Annotated in this window: 20 protein-coding genes and 1 pseudogene; 11 read left to right on the forward strand and 10 right to left on the reverse strand. The window is 69.9% G+C overall.

The window, feature by feature from the left end; all coding sequences use genetic code 11:
- Positions 1-13: 13 nt before the first annotated feature.
- From MMF98_RS16640 to MMF98_RS16650, 3 genes are all read right to left on the reverse strand, one after another.
- Positions 14-874, reverse strand: coding sequence for a PPK2 family polyphosphate kinase (locus MMF98_RS16640; protein ID WP_243307799.1), 861 nt, complete (start codon positions 872-874; stop codon positions 14-16).
- A 94-nt stretch (positions 875-968) separates the two neighbouring features.
- Positions 969-1424, reverse strand: coding sequence for a DUF6691 family protein (locus tag MMF98_RS16645; RefSeq protein ID WP_243307801.1), 456 nt, complete (start codon positions 1422-1424; stop codon positions 969-971).
- Between the two features lie 16 nt (positions 1425-1440).
- Entirely contained in the window at positions 1441-1851 is a 411-nt protein-coding gene (locus MMF98_RS16650; RefSeq protein ID WP_243307803.1) for a YeeE/YedE family protein, read from the reverse strand.
- A gap of 71 nt (positions 1852-1922) precedes the next feature.
- Here MMF98_RS16650 and MMF98_RS16655 point away from each other — a divergent pair, with 71 nt between their 5' ends.
- The 8 genes and pseudogenes from MMF98_RS16655 (at position 1923) to MMF98_RS16690 (ending at position 7409) form a co-directional block, all read left to right on the forward strand.
- Positions 1923-2168 carry a metal-sensing transcriptional repressor gene (locus MMF98_RS16655; RefSeq protein WP_243307805.1) on the forward strand — a complete coding sequence of 82 codons (246 nt, stop codon included), beginning with the start codon at positions 1923-1925 and terminating at the stop codon, positions 2166-2168.
- A gap of 16 nt (positions 2169-2184) precedes the next feature.
- A pseudogene (locus tag MMF98_RS16660) lies at positions 2185-2685 on the forward strand (MBL fold metallo-hydrolase); the annotation flags it as partial.
- Between the two features lie 174 nt (positions 2686-2859).
- Entirely contained in the window at positions 2860-3297 is a 438-nt protein-coding gene (locus MMF98_RS16665; RefSeq protein ID WP_243308654.1) for a rhodanese-like domain-containing protein, read from the forward strand.
- Positions 3298-3382: 85 nt separating this feature from the next.
- On the forward strand, positions 3383-4699 hold the full coding sequence (locus MMF98_RS16670) for an acetylornithine deacetylase/succinyl-diaminopimelate desuccinylase family protein (RefSeq protein ID WP_243307807.1): 1317 nt from the start codon (positions 3383-3385) through the stop codon (positions 4697-4699).
- A 163-nt stretch (positions 4700-4862) separates the two neighbouring features.
- Entirely contained in the window at positions 4863-6044 is a 1182-nt protein-coding gene (locus MMF98_RS16675; RefSeq protein WP_243307809.1) for a GGDEF domain-containing protein, read from the forward strand.
- Between the two features lie 131 nt (positions 6045-6175).
- Entirely contained in the window at positions 6176-6490 is a 315-nt protein-coding gene (locus tag MMF98_RS16680; protein WP_243307810.1) for an ArsR/SmtB family transcription factor, read from the forward strand.
- A gap of 2 nt (positions 6491-6492) precedes the next feature.
- The gene (locus tag MMF98_RS16685) at positions 6493-6960 is read left to right on the forward strand and encodes an SRPBCC family protein (RefSeq protein WP_243307812.1); all 468 of its coding nucleotides are present in this window, start codon (positions 6493-6495) and stop codon (positions 6958-6960) included.
- A gap of 26 nt (positions 6961-6986) precedes the next feature.
- Entirely contained in the window at positions 6987-7409 is a 423-nt protein-coding gene (locus MMF98_RS16690) for a GFA family protein (protein ID WP_243307813.1), read from the forward strand.
- Here the strand turns inward: MMF98_RS16690 and lysM are convergent.
- On the reverse strand, positions 7406-7894 hold the full coding sequence (gene lysM / locus MMF98_RS16695) for a peptidoglycan-binding protein LysM (protein ID WP_243307815.1): 489 nt from the start codon (positions 7892-7894) through the stop codon (positions 7406-7408). The two genes, MMF98_RS16690 and lysM, sit on opposite strands and share 4 nt — an antisense overlap.
- A gap of 128 nt (positions 7895-8022) precedes the next feature.
- Between lysM and MMF98_RS16700 the strand changes: the two genes are divergently transcribed.
- Positions 8023-8937: a hypothetical protein gene (locus MMF98_RS16700; RefSeq protein WP_243307816.1), complete on the forward strand. Its 915-nt coding sequence runs from the start codon at positions 8023-8025 to the stop codon at positions 8935-8937.
- Complete coding sequence (locus tag MMF98_RS16705) at positions 8934-9701, forward strand: type III pantothenate kinase (protein ID WP_243307817.1); 768 nt, start codon at positions 8934-8936, stop codon at positions 9699-9701. Before MMF98_RS16700 ends, MMF98_RS16705 begins: the two co-directional genes overlap by 4 nt.
- A gap of 98 nt (positions 9702-9799) precedes the next feature.
- Here the strand turns inward: MMF98_RS16705 and MMF98_RS16710 are convergent, their stop codons facing one another.
- Complete coding sequence (locus MMF98_RS16710) at positions 9800-11362, reverse strand: wax ester/triacylglycerol synthase family O-acyltransferase (RefSeq protein WP_423837639.1); 1563 nt, start codon at positions 11360-11362, stop codon at positions 9800-9802.
- 139 nt (positions 11363-11501) lie between these two features.
- On the opposite strand from MMF98_RS16710, the gene MMF98_RS16715 reads away from it, so the two are divergent.
- On the forward strand, positions 11502-11756 hold the full coding sequence (locus MMF98_RS16715) for an acyl-CoA-binding protein (protein ID WP_243307818.1): 255 nt from the start codon (positions 11502-11504) through the stop codon (positions 11754-11756).
- 96 nt (positions 11757-11852) lie between these two features.
- Here the strand turns inward: MMF98_RS16715 and MMF98_RS16720 are convergent, their stop codons facing one another.
- From MMF98_RS16720 to MMF98_RS16740, 5 genes are read right to left on the reverse strand one after another with little or no spacing between them, the layout of a single operon-like run.
- The gene (locus MMF98_RS16720; RefSeq protein WP_243307819.1) at positions 11853-12809 is read right to left on the reverse strand and encodes a VTT domain-containing protein; all 957 of its coding nucleotides are present in this window, start codon (positions 12807-12809) and stop codon (positions 11853-11855) included.
- A gap of 35 nt (positions 12810-12844) precedes the next feature.
- Complete coding sequence (locus MMF98_RS16725) at positions 12845-14086, reverse strand: CaiB/BaiF CoA transferase family protein (protein ID WP_243307820.1); 1242 nt, start codon at positions 14084-14086, stop codon at positions 12845-12847.
- Entirely contained in the window at positions 14083-14400 is a 318-nt protein-coding gene (locus tag MMF98_RS16730; RefSeq protein ID WP_243307821.1) for a polyhydroxyalkanoic acid system family protein, read from the reverse strand. Before MMF98_RS16730 ends, MMF98_RS16725 begins: the two co-directional genes overlap by 4 nt.
- Entirely contained in the window at positions 14393-15499 is a 1107-nt protein-coding gene (locus MMF98_RS16735) for an aminopeptidase (protein WP_243307822.1), read from the reverse strand. The genes MMF98_RS16730 and MMF98_RS16735 overlap by 8 nt, the downstream gene beginning before the upstream one ends.
- Positions 15496-17571, reverse strand: coding sequence for a molybdopterin-containing oxidoreductase family protein (locus tag MMF98_RS16740; RefSeq protein WP_243307823.1), 2076 nt, complete (start codon positions 17569-17571; stop codon positions 15496-15498). The genes MMF98_RS16735 and MMF98_RS16740 overlap by 4 nt, the downstream gene beginning before the upstream one ends.
- Between the last annotated feature and the right edge of the window lie 48 nt (positions 17572-17619).

The following is a 17619-nucleotide window of genomic DNA, read 5'->3' on the forward strand; positions in this document are numbered from 1 at the left end:
AGAGGGGAGGGGCTCACTCGACCTTGAGGCCCTTGAGCTGGGGGTTGGGGTCGGGGTAGCGCAGGCCGAGGCCTTGCAGGGTGTCGCGCAGCACGCTGGCGATCATCAGATTGCGGTGGGTCTTGGAGTCGGACGGCACGATGGTCCAGGGCGCCCATTCGGTGCTGGTGGCGCCCAGCAGCGCGCCGTAGGCCTTCTGGTAGTCGGGCCATTGCTTGCGGGCGCTCAGGTCGTCGAGGCTGAACTTCCAGTGCTTGGTCGGGTCGTCCACGCGCTCCTGCAGGCGCTTGCGCTGCTCCTCGAAACTGATGTGCAGCAGGAACTTGAGGATCACCGTGCCGGTTTCACTGAGCAGGCGCTCGAAATCGTTGATCTGGCGGTAGCGCTGCTGCGTCTGCTCGGGCGTGATCCAGCCGTTGACCACCGGCACCAGCACGTCTTCGTAATGGCTGCGGTTGAACACCATGACCTCGCCGGCGCCCGGCATCTCGCGGTGGATGCGCCACAGGTAGTCGTGCGCGCGCTCCGCCTCGGTGGGGGCCTTCCAGCCCACGGTGCGCACGCCCAGCGGGCTCATGCGGGCAAACACGCCGCGCACCGTGCCGTCTTTGCCCGCGGTGTCGGTGCCCTGCAGCACCACCAGTAGCTTGAAGCGCTTGTCGGCGAAGAAGATGTCCTGCAGCGCGTCGAGCTCCACGGCGAGGGCGTCCACCGCCTCCTTGTCCTGCGCCTTGCTGCCGCTGGAAAACGGCTTGGCCGCGGGGTCGAAGTCCGCCAGCGCGCGCGGCTTGCCCGTCTTGGTGGCGGGCAGGCGCCAGTCCGCCAGGGCGCGGGCCAGCGGGCGGGCTTCCTCGTCGGCTCGGGAAGAGGGCATGTCTGTCTCCGGCGTTCTGTTGACGTTTACGTAAACGTCAACTTTAAACGATTTGCCCGGCCTTGTCCCGACAAATTTCGGGCCGGCGCCGGGATCAGGGCCGCGCCGCGCCGCCGGCCAGCCGCCGGGCCAGCGCCATGCCCGCGGCCATGGCGGCGACGAACAGCAGGGCATCCAGGCCACCCGTCAGCAGCGAAGCCAGCGCCGGCCCCGGGCAGTAGCCCGCCAGGCCCCAGCCGATGCCGAACAGGGCGGCGCCGAACACCAGCCGCCGGTCGACGCCGCGCCGCGTGGGCAACTGGAAGGTGGCGGCCCGCCAGGGCTTGCGCCCGGGGCGCGGGGTGACGGCGAACGCCACCAGCGTCACGCACAGCGCGCCGCCCATCACGAAGGCCAGGCTCGGGTCCCAGGCGCCGAAGCGGGCCGGGTCCACGAGGCCGCCCACATTGAGAAAGCCGATCACCTTGGCCGGCTGCGTCATGCCCGAGAGCACCAGCCCCACGGCGAACAGCGCGCCCGACACCAGCGCCAGCAGCAGTTTCTGGATCATGGAGGCCTCCTGTCCTTCAGCCCTGGACATAGCGTGCTATCAAAACAGTAGCGGCACCGGCGCCCATGAAAACCAGCGTGGCCACCAGCGAGCGCATCGAGCGCCGGCCCAGGCCGCACACGCCATGGCCGCTGGTGCAGCCCGAGCCCAGGACCGTGCCGAAGCCGACGAGGGCGCCGGCGGCCAGCAGCAGCGGCCAGGGGCGCAGCACGGTGGCCGGCGGGTGCAGCCAGGCCGCGGCTGCCGCGCCGGCGCCCACCAGCCCGGCCAGGAAGGCCCAGCGCCAGGCGGCTTCGCCCGGGATGCGGCTGAACGCGCCGGCAGCGATGCCGCTGATGCCGGCGATGCGCCCGAGCGAGGCCAACAGCAGCCAGCTCGCCAGTCCGATGAGAACGCCGCCCGCGGCGGCTTGCCAATAGGAATGCATGGGTTTTTGAGGAAAATCAAAACCGCCAATATACTCCACAGGGTATATTGATGGCTTCAAAGGTTTATTCGATGTCACGTCTTGCCGATCCCGGAAAAAAGAAAGCCCTGCGCGACCGGCTGGCCCGGGTCGAGGGCCAGTTGCGCGGCCTCCAGCGCCTGGTCGAGGGCGATGCCGACTGCGAGAAAATCGCCCAGCAGCTGGCCGCCGCCCGCAAGGCGCTGGACAAGTCGTTCTTCTCGATGGTCGGCTGCATGATCGAGCAGGGCGACCTGCCGCCCGACCACGTGGCCCGCATGCTGGCCAAGTTCGCCTGACTCCCCGAAAGCGCCCATGAACCCGATCCAGCTCTTCGATCCCGTTTCCAGCACCTACACCTATGTGTTGATCGACGAGGCCAGCCGCGAGGCGCTCATCATCGACCCGGTGGACGAGCAGCTCGAGCGCGACCTCGCCACGCTGCGCGAGCATGGCTTGCGCCTCGTGTGGACGGTGGAAACCCATGCGCATGCTGACCACATCACCAGCGCCGGGCAACTGGCCGAGCACGCGGGGGCGCGCACCGCCGCGCCCGCCGGCTGCGGCATCAGCACGGCGGCCGTGCAACTGCGCGATGGCGACGTGCTGCGCTTCGGCGGCGAGCAGATCCAGGTCCTGCACACGCCGGGCCACACCGCCGGCAGCATGAGCTACCGCTGGCGCCAGCATGTGTTCACCGGCGACACGCTGCTGATCAACGGCTGCGGCCGCACCGATTTCCAGTCGGGCAGCGCCGAAGACCTGTACCGCAGCCTGACGCAGGTGCTGTTCGCGCTGCCCGATGACACCGTGGTCTGGCCTGGGCACGACTACCAGGGCCGCAGCCACTCCAGCATCGGCGTGGAAAAAGCCACCAATGCGCGCGTGGCCGGCCGGTCGCTGGCAGAATTTGTAGCGATCATGAACGAACTCCACCTGCCCCGGCCCCGCCGCATCGACGAAGCGCTGCCTGCCAACCAGGTGTCCGGCCTGCGCCACGACGCCGGCGGCGCGGCGCCCGATGCCGTGCGCCCGGCAGAAGGCTATGCGGGCGACGTCCCGCCGCCGCTGGCCCTGGCCTGGTGGCAGGCCGGCGAGGCCGTGCTGGTCGACGTGCGCACCGATGCCGAGCGCGAATGGGTGGGCTTCGTGCCCGGCGCCGTGCCGCTGGCCTGGAAGCAGTGGCCGGGCATGGCGATGAACGCCAGCTTCGATGAGGGCCTGAAGGCCGCGGTGCCGCCCGGCGGCAAGGTCGTGCTGCTGTGCCGCAGCGGCGTGCGTTCGGTGGCGGCCGCCCGGCGTGCCACGGAACTCGGCTTCGAGGCCTACAACATCCTCGAAGGTTTCGAGGGCGACCCCGACCAGAACGCCCAGCGCGGCCGCAAGGGTGGCTGGCGCCTGCGCGGCCTGCCCTGGCGCCAGAACTAGGGTCCGCTTTCTCAGCCGGCCCGCCGCGGCCGGAGCGCGCCTGCGCGAACCAGCAAGGCCGCGCCATGCGGTCTAAACTGGCGGCATGAGCCTCAATACAGATTCCCTTCTCAAACGCATCGAAGCCAAGCGCGACGAAGTCGTGGCGCTGACCCAGGACCTGATCCGCATCCCCACCATCAATCCGCCCGGCGATGCCTATGAGGCCTGCGCCCGCTTCCTGGGCGAGCGGCTGCAGCGGCGCGGCTTTGCCGTGGAGTACGTGCGCGCCCACGGCGCCCCGGGCGACAGCGACTCGCACCCGCGCACCAACGTGGTGGCGCGCCATGCCGGCAGCGGCGCGGGCGAATGCGTGCATTTCAACAGCCACATCGACGTGGTGGAAGTCGGCTCCGGATGGACCACCGATCCGTTCGGCGGCGAGGTGAAGGACGGCAAGGTCTATGGCCGCGGCGCCTGCGACATGAAGGGCGGCCTGGCGTCCAGCGTGATCGCCTGCGAGGCGCTGCTGGAGGAGGGCATCGCGCTGCCCGGGGCGCTGGAGATCAGCGGCACGGTGGACGAGGAGTCGGGCGGCTACGGCGGCGTCGGCCACCTTGCGAGCCTGGGCTATTTCAGCAAGCCGCGCGTGCACCACGTCATCATTCCCGAGCCGCTGGGCGTGGACCGCATCTGCCTGGGCCACCGCGGGGTCTGGTGGGCCGAGGTCGAGACGCGCGGGCGCATCGCGCACGGCTCCATGCCGTTCCTGGGCGACAGCGCCATCAACCACATGAGCGCCTTCATCCATCTGCTGGAGACGCAGCTGCTGCCGCGCCTGAACCAGCGCCGCACGGCCGTGCCGGTGGAGCCGCCAGGGGCGCGGGTGAGCACGCTCAACATCAACAGCATCCATGGCGGCCATGTGGAGCAGCGTTTTGCCACCGATGCGCAGGGCCGCCCCGGCGGCGACCTGCCCGCGCCGGTGGTGGCGCACAGCTGCCGCACCGTGCTGGACCGCCGCTTCATCGCGGAGGAAAACCTGGAAGCGGTGAAACAGGAGATCGTCGACATGCTGGATGAGCTCAAGCGCACGCGCCCGGGCTTCGACTACGGCGTGCGCGAGATCATGAGCTTCGTGCCCACCGCCACGCCGCGGGATGCGCCGGTGGTCGATGCGACGGCGCGCGCCATCGCGCGCGTGCTCGGACGCGAGCCGAGCTACATCGCCAGCCCCGGCACCTACGACCAGAAGCACATCGTGCGCACCGGCCAGCTCAACGATTGCATCGCCTATGGCCCGGGCATCCTTGACCTTGCCCACCAGCCGGACGAGTACGTCGGCATCCGCGAACTGGTGGATTCGGCCAAGATCATGGCGCTGGCCGCCCTGCAGCTGACGGGTGCCATGCCGCGCCGATAGCCATAAATATGGAAAAAACGCCATATTCATCACGATACGAGTTTCAGATTGTTGACTATTTCGTGATAAATTTTTGGTAAATGACGTGTCTTGACTACACTCTGGATTCGAATCATTGAAGGCCGGCGGCCACCGCCGGCACGGCAGTTTCGGGAGATTTTTGTTGGACACCGTAATTCCTGACGAACGGGAGGGTGAGGCGACCCTGCCGCCGCCGCATGTGCAGAAGAAGGTCTGGCTGCCCGAAGACAGCGTGCCGCGCCACATGGGCTGGGTCGAACCCTGGATCGGTGCATCGATCGCGCTGTACACCGCCTGGGTGGCGCTGACCGCCTATGCCGACCACCCGATGCTCTGGCTGTACGTGGGGCTGGCGGCGGTGCTGGCCTGGCGCAGCTGGCAGCGGCCCGCCCGGCGGCACAAGGACCTGCTGCTGCGCGCCATCTGCTTCTCGGCGCTGGGCTGCCTGGTCCTGCTGCAGGAGCGCGCCGACCCGCTGGGAGTGGGCGGGCACTTCTTCTACTGGATCACGATGCCGCTGATCCTGTATGCCTTCCTGCTCAAGGCGGAGTTCGCCTGGGTGCTGCTGGGGGTCAACCTGGTGGTCTACGTCGTGTCGGTGGTGGCGAGCGTCAACCCCACCGATTCGCGCGCCCTGCTGATGCGCGCGGGCTTCCTGGTCATTTTCGCGGTGGCGGCCATCCGCATGGGCCTGGTGCTGCGCCGCACCGATGAACTGCTGGAAACCCGCCGCGTCGACCTGGTCAGCGGCCTGCTCAACGAGTACGGGTTCATCGACCACGGCACCGACCTCTGGCGCTACTGCCGCAAGTCGGGCCTGGCGATCACGCTGGTGTTTCTCGACATTCCCGATCTGCGCCGGCTGCGCGAGCTGTACGGCGCGGCCGCGGCGCGCGATGGCGTGGCCCGTGTGGTGGCGGCGCTCGGCACGCTCGACGTGGGCAAGAACGTGTTGGCGCGGCTGAGCGTGTCGCGGTTTGCCCTGCTGGTGGCGGCCCCGCGCGACGAGACCATGGCCTTCGTCGGCGAGAAGCTCGGCATTCCGCCCAAGATCGAGATCGACGAAGAGGGGCTGGAGATGCTGTTCCTGGTGGACGTGCACCCGGTCGAGAGCCGCTTGCAGGGCGTGGCGTTCGCGCGCTTCTATACCGCCGAGATCGACGCGCTCGAAGCCCAGGCCGAGCGCCGTTCGGTGCATGTGAATGTGCCGCCCGCCACGCCGCCCGCGGCGCAGAAGGCGGTGCCCGCGCTGCAGGACGATCCGCCGTCGCTGCCCGACGTGCAGCTGCCGATCACCGTGCCGATGGGGCCCTACTCGTCCTGAGCCGGGGCGCCCGCGCCCCGGGCGTGTTGCTGATCCAAACGATGGATGCCGCCGGCGCGCAGCGCCCGGAAGCGCCGCTTGACATGCAGGTATTTGCCTGCATATAATGCCCTCACGCACAAACGCAACAGATGGACGCTGACAAGGTTTTCAAGGCACTGGGCGACCCGACACGCAGAAAGCTGCTCGACCTGCTGTACCAGCAGAACGGGCAGACGCTGGGCGAGCTCTGCGAGCACCTGGACATGGCGCGGCAATCGGTCACTCAGCACATCGGGCTTCTCGAGGCGGCCAATCTGGTGAGCACGGTCTGGCGCGGCCGGGAGAAGCTGCATTTCATCAACCCGGTGCCGCTGCACGAGGTCTACGAGCGGTGGGTGCGCAAATTCGAACGGCAGCGGCTCAGCCTGCTGCACGACCTGAAGAAGGAACTTGAAGGAGAGTGATGATGAGCACAGAAAAAACCAGCTTCGTGTATGTGACCTACATCCGATCGACACCGGAAAAGGTGTTCGAGGCCATCACGCAACCGGAGATCGCGCGGCGCTACTGGGGCCACGAGAACGTCTCCGACTGGAAGCCCGGATCGGCCTGGCAGCATGTGCGCGCCAACGAGCAGCGCACGGTCCAACTGGTCGGCAAGGTGGTCGAAATCGCGCCGCCGACGCGCCTGGTCATCACCTGGGCGAACCCCGCGCAGGCGGACGATCCGGCCAGCACCAGCCGCGTGAGCTTCGACATCGTGGCGTACGCGCAGGAGATGGTGCGGCTGACCGTCACCCACGACGAACTCGAGGCCGGCAGCGCGATGGCCAAGGGCATCCAGCAGGGCTGGCCAATCGTGCTGTCCAGCCTCAAGTCGCTGCTGGAAACGGGGCAGGGCATCGACGTGTTCGCCAAGCCCAAGGCGGCTTGACTCGTGGCCTGAATCGGGAGTTGTCCATGACCCAGCCCTACACCGGCGGATGCGCGTGCGGCGCGATCCGCTACTCCACGCCGCACGCGCCCGTCTTCCAGAACCATTGCCAGTGCCGCGACTGCCAGCGGCGAAGCGGCGCCGGGCACGGGGCGTGGCTGACCTTTCCCGCGCGCGCCGAGATGGCGATCACCGGCGAGGCGACGGAGTGGGAGGTCGCGGCCGACAGCGGCAACGTGAAGATCCACGCCTTCTGCCCGGTCTGCGGAACGCCGGTCTACCTGCGCTTTGCCGCAATGCCGGAACTGATCGCGGTTCCTGCGGGCAGCCTGGACGAGCCGGGCCGCTTCGCGCCGCAGGCGCTTACCTACAGCGTCCGCGGGCTGGCGTGGGACGCCATCGATCCCGCGTTGCAGGCCTTCGAGCGGATGCCGCCTGGGCCTGGCTAAGCCAGCGGCGGGATGCGCAGCTTCTGGCCCGGGTAGATCTTGTCGGGGTCGCTCAGCATGGGCTTGTTGGCGGTGAAGATCACCATGTACTTGTTGGCATTGCCGTAGAACTGCTTGGCGATGGCCGAGAGGGTGTCGCCGCGCACCACGTCGTGGTACTGCGCCTCGTCGGCCGGCTCGGCGATGGACAGCAGGTTTTCCACCTCCTGCACGCCGCCCACGTTGCCGCAGCACAGCGTGACCTTCTCGCTGGCTTCCTGGGTCGGGGCCTCGCCCTGCACCGTGACCTTGCCGCTGGCGCCATCGAACAGCACGAACAGGCCGACCACGCCGAGGCTCTGGGTCTCGATGTAGTCGCGGATTGCGTGCGCGGCCCGGGTGTTGAGCTCGTCCAGGTTGGGGGCCGCGGCGGCGGCAGCCTGTTCGACTTCCTTGTGGCCGAAGAGCTTCTCGCCGGCTTCCTTGATGAAACTGAACATTCCCATGAGGTGACTCCTGTTGGTTGAGGGGGCCGTGGTGACTGTACCGGGATTCCATGTCGGCGCCGGGAACGCCGGGGCCGAGCGTTTATATTGCGGTGCAAACAGCGACATTTGCCACATGGAGGACTCCCATGAACGACGACGATCGCACCGCCTCCCTCATCACCCCCGCCGTGCTGGCCCGGATGAAAACGCAGACCACCGCCTCGCCGGCAGTCTGGCTCGACCATCTGGCGGCCGACGCCGGGCAACTGCCGGTGATGCGGCTGGCCGAGCTGCGGCGGGCGCTGACGGCGCAGGCGGAACTGCGCGACGCCGGGGCACTGGCCGAGCAGGCGGGCGCGCTCGACACCGCGCTGCAGCAGATGGATTTCGGCCTGCTGCAGGCCCGGGGCTGGTGGGCCCGCGCTACCGGCCGGGGCCGCGACGCCGGGGCCGAGTTCACGCGGCAGTTCGAGCACGCGGGGCAGGCCGCCATGCGGCTGGAGGCGCAGATGGCCGCGCTGCAGAAAAACCACCAGTCCCGCGCAGCCGCGATGGAGCGCGGGCTGGTCGAGATGGAGCTCGAAGGCCGCTCGCTCGCGCAGACCGTGGAGCAGGGCGGCAAATGGCTGCAGGACATGCGCGCGCAACTGCAGCGGGGCGCCGACGCGGCCACCGACGCGGCGGCCCGCCAGCAGGTGCAGGAAGACACGGCGCGCTGCGACATCCTGGTGGCGCGGCTGACGGCCCTGCGCGGCGTCGGCGAGGCGGCCGACCTCGCGCGCCGCCAGGCGCAGGACGCCTGGGCCCGGCGCGTGGCGCTGCTGCCAGCGCTGCCGGCCCTGACCAAGGCGCTGGCCCACTGGCGTGACCAGCTGGCGGGCCTGTCGGCGGCCGACGGGGCCGGCGCGGCGCTGGAGCGCCCGCTGAAGGCGCACCGGCAACTGGGCGACCAGGTCCGGCAACTGGCCGACCAATGTACGCCGCTGCTGGCGCAAAATGCGGCTCTGGCCGGCAGCCTCCAGGCGCTGGGCCTGCAACTTCAGGCAGCAGGACAGGAATGACTTTTCTCGCAATCGACATCGGCAACACGCGCCTCAAGTGGGCGCAGTACGACGCCCCCCGGCCCGGCGCCACGCTGCTGGCCCAGGGCGCGGAGTTCCTGGAAAACATCGACAAGCTCGCCGACGGCGCCTGGGCCAGCCTGCCGCCGCCCGGCCGCGTGCTGGGCTGCGTGGTGGCGGGCGACGCCGTCAAGCGGCGCGTCGAGGAACAGATGGAGCTGTGGGACGTGACGCCGCAATGGGTGGTGTCCAGCGTCGAGGAGGCCGGGCTGACCAATGGCTACGACCATCCCACGCGCCTGGGCTCCGACCGCTGGGTGGCCATGATCGGCGCGCGCCACCGCATGCTGGCGCAAGGGCCTGCGCGCCCGCTGGTGGTGGTGATGGTGGGCACGGCCGTCACGGTGGAGGCGATCGACAGCGACGGCCGGTTCCTCGGCGGCCTGATCCTGCCGGGCCACGGCATCATGCTGCGCGCGCTCGAATCGGGCACGGCCGGGCTGCACGTGCCGACCGGCGAGGTGCGCGAGTTTCCCACCAACACCAGCGACGCGCTGACCAGCGGCGGCACCTATGCCATTGCCGGCGCGGTGGAACGCATGATCCAGCATGTGCGCGCCCACTGCGGCGCCGAACCCGTGTGCGTGATGACCGGCGGCGCGGGCTGGAAGATGGCGCCCAGCATGAGCGTGCCGTTCGAGCTGGTGGACAGCCTGATCTTCGACGGCCTGCTGGAGATCGCGGCGCGGCGTTTTGCCGCGTAATTCAAGGGAAATCAGGCCGATGTCCGCGTGAGGCGGTCATCGGGTGCTATCAATTTTGGAGCGGACTCGGTTCAGGCCGTCCGCACCCCAGGGCGCCGTCAGGCCCCCGCGGCGTCCCAGGGCAGCATCAGCGTCACGATCGAGAGCCGCGCGAACTCGGGCTCGAACTCGTCGATGATCTTCTGCGGATCGGGGCACAGCGTGGTGTCGGTGATCACGCCGAACTGCACGCCGCCGCCATAGCTCAGGATCGACACGCCCAGGCCGATGTCGCCCGACTGCGGCACCCAGAACATGCTCTGCTCCAGCGTGGCGCCGCACAGCTTGAGCTTCTCTCGTGGGCCGGGCACGTTGGTCATCACGGCCGTGGTCTTGCGGCCGAACAGGTTGAGCATCGCATCCTGCGCCGGCTTGATCAGCAGGCCTGCCACCGCGAGCATGCCGAAGGCCAGCAGCGGCTGGGTGCTGCCCTTCAAGTTGTTCATGCGCCGGCGCACCTCGTAGACGCGCTCGATCGGGTTGTCCACGCCGATCGGCAGCACCAGCGGCACCAGGCCGAAGCGGTTGCCGAGCTTGTAGGCCTGCTCGATCGGGCGCAGGTTCACCGGCACCATGGCGCGGATCTCCTGGCCCGCCACCTCGTCGCCGAACGACTTGAGGTATTCGCCGATGGCGCCGGCCACGCAGCTCAGCAGCACGTCGTTGACCGAGCAGTTGAGCGCGCGGCCCACGGCCTTCACTTCATCGAGCGGAATCGGCTGGCACCAGGCCACGCGCTTGGCGCGTCCGGGCTTGCCCTTGAGCCGGGTCTTGGAGTCGTCGGGCATCAGCGCCAGCGCGGCGGCGTCGCTCACCACCTGGTAGGCGAGCTTGGCCATCTCGAGCGAACTGTTCATGCCCGACTGCGGATCGCGCAGCAGGCCAAGCGACTTGGCCGCGCCGTCGCCGGCCGCGCCCAGCGCCTTCACCGTCATGCCGGTGAAGGGCTTGATCAGCATGTCGGCGATCCAGTCCTCGGCACCCGCGGGTGCTGTCTTGCGCTTGCGCTCGGGCGGCGGCGCGCCGCCGTCGACCAGCGACATGGTGACCGAGATCAGCGCGATGCCGTCGGCGATGCAGTGGTGGATGCGCACGATCATGGCGCTGCCGCCCTGGTAGTCCTCCACCAGGTGGATCTGCCACAGCGGGCGCTTGGGGTCCAGCGGCTGCATCGCGAGGCGGCCCACGTGGTCCTGCAGCGCCTGCTGCTCCGCGCCCGGGCGGTGCCGCGGCAGCTTCTCGCGCACCACGTGGTGGTGGATGTCGAACTTGCGGTCTTCCACCCAGGTGGCGCCGGCGGCGTCTTCCACCACACGCTGGCGGAAGCGGTTGTACTTGAGCAGCCGCTCCTGCACGCGCTCGCACAGCGTGTCGTAGCCGATGGCCGGCTGCAGCGTCCAGACGCCGACGATCATCATGAGGTTGGAGGGCGAGTCCATGCGCAGCCAGGCCGTGTCGACCTTGGTCATGCGCTCGCCCGACAGGCCCAGCATGCCGCCGGCGGCGCGGCTCACGTTCTTCTGCACGGCCTTGGCGGCCTGGCCCGCCTGGCGGGCGGCCGGCGCGACGGCGGCGCCGACCTTGCGCGCGGCATTTGTTGCGGTGACTACGCGGGTGACCATCTGTTCTCCACCATCTTGTTGGTATGAATTCGGGACCGGCCCCTATTCTGGGGCGAGTGCTGCCCGTAAGATACTGCGCAGTTACCCCAACAGGTAGACGTTTCCCCCCACCCCGGACCCATTCATCGAGGAGCACCCCATGGCCGACCTGAACGCTGCTTTCGAAGCCGCCGTTGCCAATTCCAAGAACCTGAGCGAGCGTCCCGACAACGCCACGCTGCTGAAGATCTACGCGCTGTACAAGCAGGCCAGCGCCGGCGACAACGCCGACAAGAAGCCCGGCTTCGGCGACATGGTGGGCCGCGCCAAGTGGGACGCCTGGAACAACCTCAAGGGCACCTCCGGCGACGACGCCAAGCAGCAGTACGTCGACCTGATCGCGTCGCTGAGCTGATTTTCAGCGCCTGAGCGGCGCCAGGGCACGTCAATCCATGGCATCCCCCGCTCGGCTTCGGCCTCGGTGTGGCCTGCAGACTGAGCTCCATTCAATCTAGGACTGCTGCACGGCCTGCGCCGGCGCGGCATTCGCGGCCATCCAGGCGTGGTAGCCGCCGCGCAGCGGGCGCACCGACAGGTAGCCGGCCTCGCGCAGGCGGTGCGCCGCCTGGATCGCGGTGGCGTCCTCGGGGCAGGCGCACATCGTGACGATGGGCAGCTCCCGCGGCCAGTCGCGCACGGCCTGCGGCAGTTCGTCGATCGAGGCGGCGCGCGCGCCGGCCACCGGGCCGGTCTCGGCGATCATCACGGCGCTGCGCAGATCGAGCAGCAGCGGGCGCGGAGCCGGGTCTTCGGCCGCCAGCGCCGCGATCAGTTCGACGGGCGTGATGTGCGGCACCGCGCCGAGCCGGCGGAAGCGGTATTTCTGCCAGAGCTTCCAGCCCAGCCACAGCGCCACGAGCAGCAGCACCGCCAGCAGCACCCGGCCGCTGTAGGCGTCGAGTGCCGCGATGATGGAGGTAACGGCGTCGCGCAGCAGCCAGCCCGCGACGAGTGCCGCGCCGGCCCACAGCCCGGCTCCGAAGGCCGTGGCCGCCAGGAAGCCCGGCAGGCGCATGCGCAGGGCGCCGGCGATTGGCGGCGCCACGGTGGAGAAGCCGGGCACGAACTTGGCCACCACGAGCGAGGACACGCCCCAGCGCACGAAGCGCGCCTCGGTCTCGCTGACGCAGGAGCCCGGGTTGATCGACAGCCGGCACAGCCCGGCCAGCACGCGGTAGCCGAAGTGCCGCCCCGCGCCGTACCACAGGCCATCGGCCAGCACCGAAGCCAGGATGGCCGCCACCAGCACCGGCCCCAGGCTGCCGGCCGAAAGCGCTAGGCTGCCGGCCAGCAGCAGCGTGGGCACGGCCGGCACCGGCAGCCCGATCTGCTGCAGCAGCACGTTCAGGAACACCACGGTGACGGCGTCGTGCCGCAGGTACTGCAGGATCTGGGGGATGTCCGGCATGGCGGTGGCGCCCTGGGTTGTCGCGGTGGATGCCTTCAGCCGCCTACGATGCCGCGCTCGCGCAGCGCGGCGATCTGCCGGGGCGTGAGGCCGATCTCGCGCAGCACGGCGTCGCTGTCCTGCCCGAGCGCGGGCGCATTGCGCCGGTGGCCGCCCGGCGTGGCCGAGAGCTTGGGCACGAAGCCGGGCACGGTGAGGGCGCTGCCGTCGTCCAGGGTCACCTGCTGCAGCATGCCGCGCGCGGCGTAATGCGGGTCGGCCGCGATGTCGGCCACGGTGTAGATGCGGCCGGCCGGCACCTCGGCGCGGGCCAGCGCATCGAGCGCCTCGGCCACGCTGTGCTGTGCGGCCCACTGGCCGATGGCGGCGTCGATCTCGGCCACGCGCGCCACGCGGCCGGTGTTGTCGGCCAGCTGCGGATCAGCGCCGAGGTCGTCGCGGCCGATGCAGCCCATCAGCCGCTTGAAGATGCTGTCGCCGTTGCCCGCGATCAGCGCGTAGCCGCCGTCGCGGCAGGCATAGGCGTTGCTCGGCGCGATGCCGGGCAGCGCGCTGCCGGCCGGGCCGCGCACCGCGCCGAAGGCGCTGTACTCGGGCAGCAGGCTTTCCATGCAGTTGAACACGGCCTCGTACAGCGCTACGTCCACCACCTGGCCGCGCCCCGAGGCGTGGCGGTGGTGCAGCGCCATCAGGATGCCGATCACGCCGTGCAGCGAGGCCAGCGTGTCGCCGAGGGAGACGCCCACGCGCACCGGCACGCGGCCGGGCTCGCCGGTGAGATGGCGCAGGCCGCCCATGGCCTCGGCCACCACGCCGAAGCCCGGGCGGTCGCGGTAGGGGCCGGTCTGGCCGTAGCCGCTGACGCGCAGCACGATCAGGCGCGGGTTGAGCGCCTGCAGCGCCTCGGGCCCGAGGCCCCAGCCTTCCATGGCGCCGGGGCGGAAGTTCTCGATCAGCACGTCGGCCTCGGCGGCGAGGCGGCGCACGATGTCCTGTGCCTCGGGCTGGCGCAGGTCCATCGCGAGCGAGCGCTTGTTGCGCGACTGCACCTGCCACCAGACCGAGGTACCGTCCTTGAGCAGGCGCCACTGGCGCAGCGGGTCGCCGCCGGCCGAGCCCGGCCGCCGCGGATCGGCCGGCGGCTCGATCTTGACCACGTCGGCGCCGAAGTCGGCCAGCGTCTTGGCCGCGAACGGGCCGGCGATGAGCTGGCCGAGCTCCACCACCTTGAGCCCGGCCAGCGGGCCGGCCGGTGTGGCGCTCTTTTCGGCCGTCATGCCTTCTTCTTGGCCGGCGCTTTTTTCTTGGCCAGCAGCGCGTCCAGGTTCTTCACGATCTCGGCCTCGATGCGGTCCTTGAACGCGCCCAGCAGGAAGCCGAGCCTGGCCTCCAGTTCGAAGCTGTTCTTGTGGACGGCGAGCGTGCCGCTGACGCCCGAGCGGGTGAAGCTCACGAGGTCACTGGTCTTGCCCTCTTCGTAGGTGCATTCCATGTCGAACTCTTCCTCGACCTGTTCGGCCCAGCGAAAGGCCAGCTTGCGCGCCTCGGGCAGGCCGAGCGCATGTTCGCGCTGAATGTGGATGTCAGGCACCGGGTGTCTCCTCGTAGGCTTTGAGCGCACGGTCGCGCTCGTTCTTCGGCATCGCGGCCAGCCGTTTGACCGCATCATAAAACCGTTGCCAGTCCTGGCCTTCGCGCTGGAACAGGGCCTCGAACGCGGGCACCTGCTCGTCGTAGGCGGCCTGGGCGCCGAAGGCCGCGTTGTTGGCGCGCGCCACCCAGGCGTCGTAGCCGGCGTAGCGCGCGGGGTCGCCACCCCAGGCGGCGCGCAACTGCGCGTACTGCGCGCGGAAGTCCTGCATTGCTACATCTTTCATAGCAACCATCGACCGCTGCGCCTGGACATCCGCCGGTTTGGGTTCATAAATCGCGGCCAGGCGGCGGCGCGTGGCCAGCGTGAGCGTCTTGAACTGCGTGCGCCGCGCGTCGTAGTCGGCGTACTCGCGCCGCGCCGCCTCGCCGGCCTGGGTGGCCAGCCAGCGCTGGCTGCCCAGGCGCTCCACGGCGGTGGCGAAGGACTCGTTGAACATGGTGTCGCCCTTGGCGTAGACCACCTGGTGCGCCAGCTCGTGGAAGACCAGGCGTGCGAGTTCGCCCTCGGGGTAGCCGATGAAGGTGTTGAGCAGCGGGTCGCCGCCGAGCCAGTTCATCCAGCCCAGCGTGGAGTAGGCGGGCACGCCGTAGACGCTGGTCTCCAGGCCCTGGCCCTGCAGCTCGCGCGCCAGGGCCTGGGCCTCGGCTTCGTCGTAGTAGCCGCGGTAGCCGACGCAGCCCACGGCCACGAAGCACCAGGTGTGCAGCGTGAGTGACAGCTCGGGCGCGGCCACCACGTTCCACACGGCGGCGCGGCGGTGCAGGTCGGCATAGCGGTGGTAGCTGGCGTTGTCGGGCAGCTTGAGCTCGGCCACCGCGTAGGCGCGGATGCGCTGCGCCAGCTCCAGGCGGGCCTTGAGCGCGGCCGGCGCCGCGGGGTCGGCCAGCCAGTCGTCGATCGGGCGCGCGGCCTGCATCAGCGCCAGGTGGCCGCTGACGGACTGCCAGTAGTAGCCCAGGTTGGCGCAGCCAGCCAGGCTGCCCGCCAGCACCAGCAGGGCGGCGGCGCGCAGCAGCCGGCGGGCGGCGGCGCTCACGCTGCCTGCACCTCCACCAGGCAGTCGTAGAACACCGGGCCGCGGCCCAGGTCGGTCAGGCGCTGGCTGGTGAGCTGGTTCACGTTGGTGCCGTCCAGCCCCATCTTGCGCCACCAGACGCCCAGGCCATTGACCACGCCGGGCCGCGCGCGCGGCGACACCTCGGCCTTGCAGCGGTACTCGCCGCGGTCGTTGAACACGCGCACCACGCTGCCGCTTTCGATGCCGCGCGCGGCGGCGTCGCTTGCGTGGATTTCCAGCAGCGGTTCGCGCTCGATGTCGCGCAGGCTCTTCACGTTGACGAAGCTCGAGTTGAGGAAGTTGCGCGCCGGCGGCGAGATCATGGCCAGCGGGTAGCGCGCCGAGCTGCCGGGCACTTCGTAGTTGGGCAGGTGGTCGGGCAGCGGGTCCAGCCCCAGCGCGGCCAGCCGCGGGCTGGCGAACTCGCAGCGGCCCGAGGGCGTGGGAAAGCCGCCCTCGGCGAACGGCGCCTCGGGCAGGTCCAGCGTGGCGAAGCCGTGGTCCAGCAGCCGGTTGAAGTCCACCTGCTCGCCGAAGGCCTGGCGGCACAGGGCCTCGTCGCTGTCGCCGAAGCAGGGCTCGGCGAACCCCAGGCGCCGCGCCAGCTCGCGGAAGATCTGCGTGTTGGGCCAGGCCTGGCCCTGCGGCGCGATGGCGGGGCGGTTCAGCAGCACGTCGGTGTGGCCGTAGGCGCTGTGGATGTCCCAGTGCTCGAGCTGGGTGGTGGCGGGCAGCAGGTAGTCGGCGTGGTCGGCCGTGTCGGTCTGGAACTGCTCGAGCACCACGGTGAACAGGTCCTCGCGCGCAAAGCCCTGCACCACCTTGCCCGACTCGGGCGCCACGGCCACCGGGTTGCTGTTGTAGACCAGCAGGGCCTCGATCTTCGGCCCGAAGCCCGCGCCGCCCGGGTGCAGCAGCGCGTCGCCGATGGTGCTCATGTTGATGGTGCGCGGCTGCCGGCCGGCCAGCAGCTCGGGCCGCTGCAGCGCCGCCTTGTCCACCGGGAACAGGCCCGAGCTCGACAGCAGCACGCCGCCCGCGCGCTGCCGCCAGGCGCCGGTGAGCGCGGGCAGGCAGGCGATGGCGCGCGCCGCGTTGCCGCCGCCGCGCACGCGCTGCATGCCGTAGTTCAGGCGGATCGCGGCCGGGCGGGTGGTGCCGTAATCACGCGCCAGCGTGCGGATCTGCTCCACCGGCAGGCCGCAGACCTCGGCCGCGCGCTCGGGCGGCCACTGCAGCGCGCGCTCGCGCAGGCCCTCCCAGCCCAGGGTGTGGCGCGCCAGGTAGTCGTGGTCCAGCCAGTCGTGCACGATCAGCTCGTGCATCAGCGCCAGCGCCAGCGCGGCATCGGTGCCGGGCAGCAGCGCGAGGTGCTCGTGGCACTTGTCGGCGGTCTCGCTCTTGCGCGGGTCGATGCACACCAGCTTCGCGCCGTGCCGCTTGGCCTCCTGCGCGTAGCGCCAGAAGTGCAGGTTGCTGCCGATCGAGTTGCTGCCCCAGATCAGGATCAGCTTCGACTCGGCGAAGAACTCCACGCGCATGCCGACCTTGCCGCCCAGCGTCTGGGTCAGCCCCTCGCCGCCCGCGGTCGAGCAGATGGTGCGGTCCAGCAGCGAGGCGCCGAGCCTGTGGAAGAAGCGCCCGGCCATGGCCTCGCCCTGCACCAGGCCCATGGTGCCGGCATAGCTGTAGGGCACGATGGCCTCGGGGTCGCGCGCGGCGATGGCGGCCAGGCGCTGCGCGATGTCGTCCAGCGCCGCGTCCCAGCTCACCGGCTCGAAGCGGCCCGCGCCCTTGGGGCCGACGCGCCTGAGCGGCTGCAGCAGGCGCTCGGGGTGGTAGCTGCGTTCGGTGTATTTAGAAACCTTGGCGCACAGCACGCCGCCGGTGTGCGGATGCGCGGGATTGCCCTGCACCTTGCGCGCCACGCCGTCTTCCACCGTGGTGAGCAGCGAGCAGGTGTCGGGGCAGTCGTGCGGACAGGCGCCGCGCACGACGCCCGAGGCTTGCATGAAACTGACACTAGGGACAATGCCGGTGGCGCTGTTCATGGAGTAACCCTATAGTTTTCAGACCCAGATGGCTTGTGCTGGCCGGTT

Source organism: Variovorax terrae (assembly GCF_022809125.1).
Taxonomy (GTDB): Bacteria; Pseudomonadota; Gammaproteobacteria; order Burkholderiales; family Burkholderiaceae_C; genus Variovorax_A; species Variovorax_A terrae.

Bases quoted from the DNA above. Each gene is read 5' to 3' on its own strand.
- MMF98_RS16640 (WP_243307799.1), bottom strand. From the start codon at position 874: ATGCCCTCTTCCCGAGCCGACGAGGAAGCCCGCCCGCTGGCCCGCGCC.
- MMF98_RS16645 (WP_243307801.1), bottom strand. From the start codon at position 1,424: ATGATCCAGAAACTGCTGCTGGCGCTGGTGTCGGGCGCGCTGTTCGCC.
- MMF98_RS16650 (WP_243307803.1), bottom strand. From the start codon at position 1,851: ATGCATTCCTATTGGCAAGCCGCCGCGGGCGGCGTTCTCATCGGACTG.
- MMF98_RS16655 (WP_243307805.1), top strand. From the start codon at position 1,923: ATGTCACGTCTTGCCGATCCCGGAAAAAAGAAAGCCCTGCGCGACCGG.
- MMF98_RS16670 (WP_243307807.1), top strand. From the start codon at position 3,383: ATGAGCCTCAATACAGATTCCCTTCTCAAACGCATCGAAGCCAAGCGC.
- MMF98_RS16680 (WP_243307810.1), top strand. From the start codon at position 6,176: ATGGACGCTGACAAGGTTTTCAAGGCACTGGGCGACCCGACACGCAGA.
- MMF98_RS16685 (WP_243307812.1), top strand. From the start codon at position 6,493: ATGAGCACAGAAAAAACCAGCTTCGTGTATGTGACCTACATCCGATCG.
- MMF98_RS16690 (WP_243307813.1), top strand. From the start codon at position 6,987: ATGACCCAGCCCTACACCGGCGGATGCGCGTGCGGCGCGATCCGCTAC.
- lysM (WP_243307815.1), bottom strand. From the start codon at position 7,894: ATGGGAATGTTCAGTTTCATCAAGGAAGCCGGCGAGAAGCTCTTCGGC.
- MMF98_RS16700 (WP_243307816.1), top strand. From the start codon at position 8,023: ATGAACGACGACGATCGCACCGCCTCCCTCATCACCCCCGCCGTGCTG.
- MMF98_RS16705 (WP_243307817.1), top strand. From the start codon at position 8,934: ATGACTTTTCTCGCAATCGACATCGGCAACACGCGCCTCAAGTGGGCG.
- MMF98_RS16710 (WP_423837639.1), bottom strand. From the start codon at position 11,362: ATGGTCACCCGCGTAGTCACCGCAACAAATGCCGCGCGCAAGGTCGGC.
- MMF98_RS16715 (WP_243307818.1), top strand. From the start codon at position 11,502: ATGGCCGACCTGAACGCTGCTTTCGAAGCCGCCGTTGCCAATTCCAAG.
- MMF98_RS16720 (WP_243307819.1), bottom strand. From the start codon at position 12,809: ATGCCGGACATCCCCCAGATCCTGCAGTACCTGCGGCACGACGCCGTC.
- MMF98_RS16725 (WP_243307820.1), bottom strand. From the start codon at position 14,086: ATGACGGCCGAAAAGAGCGCCACACCGGCCGGCCCGCTGGCCGGGCTC.
- MMF98_RS16740 (WP_243307823.1), bottom strand. From the start codon at position 17,571: ATGAACAGCGCCACCGGCATTGTCCCTAGTGTCAGTTTCATGCAAGCC.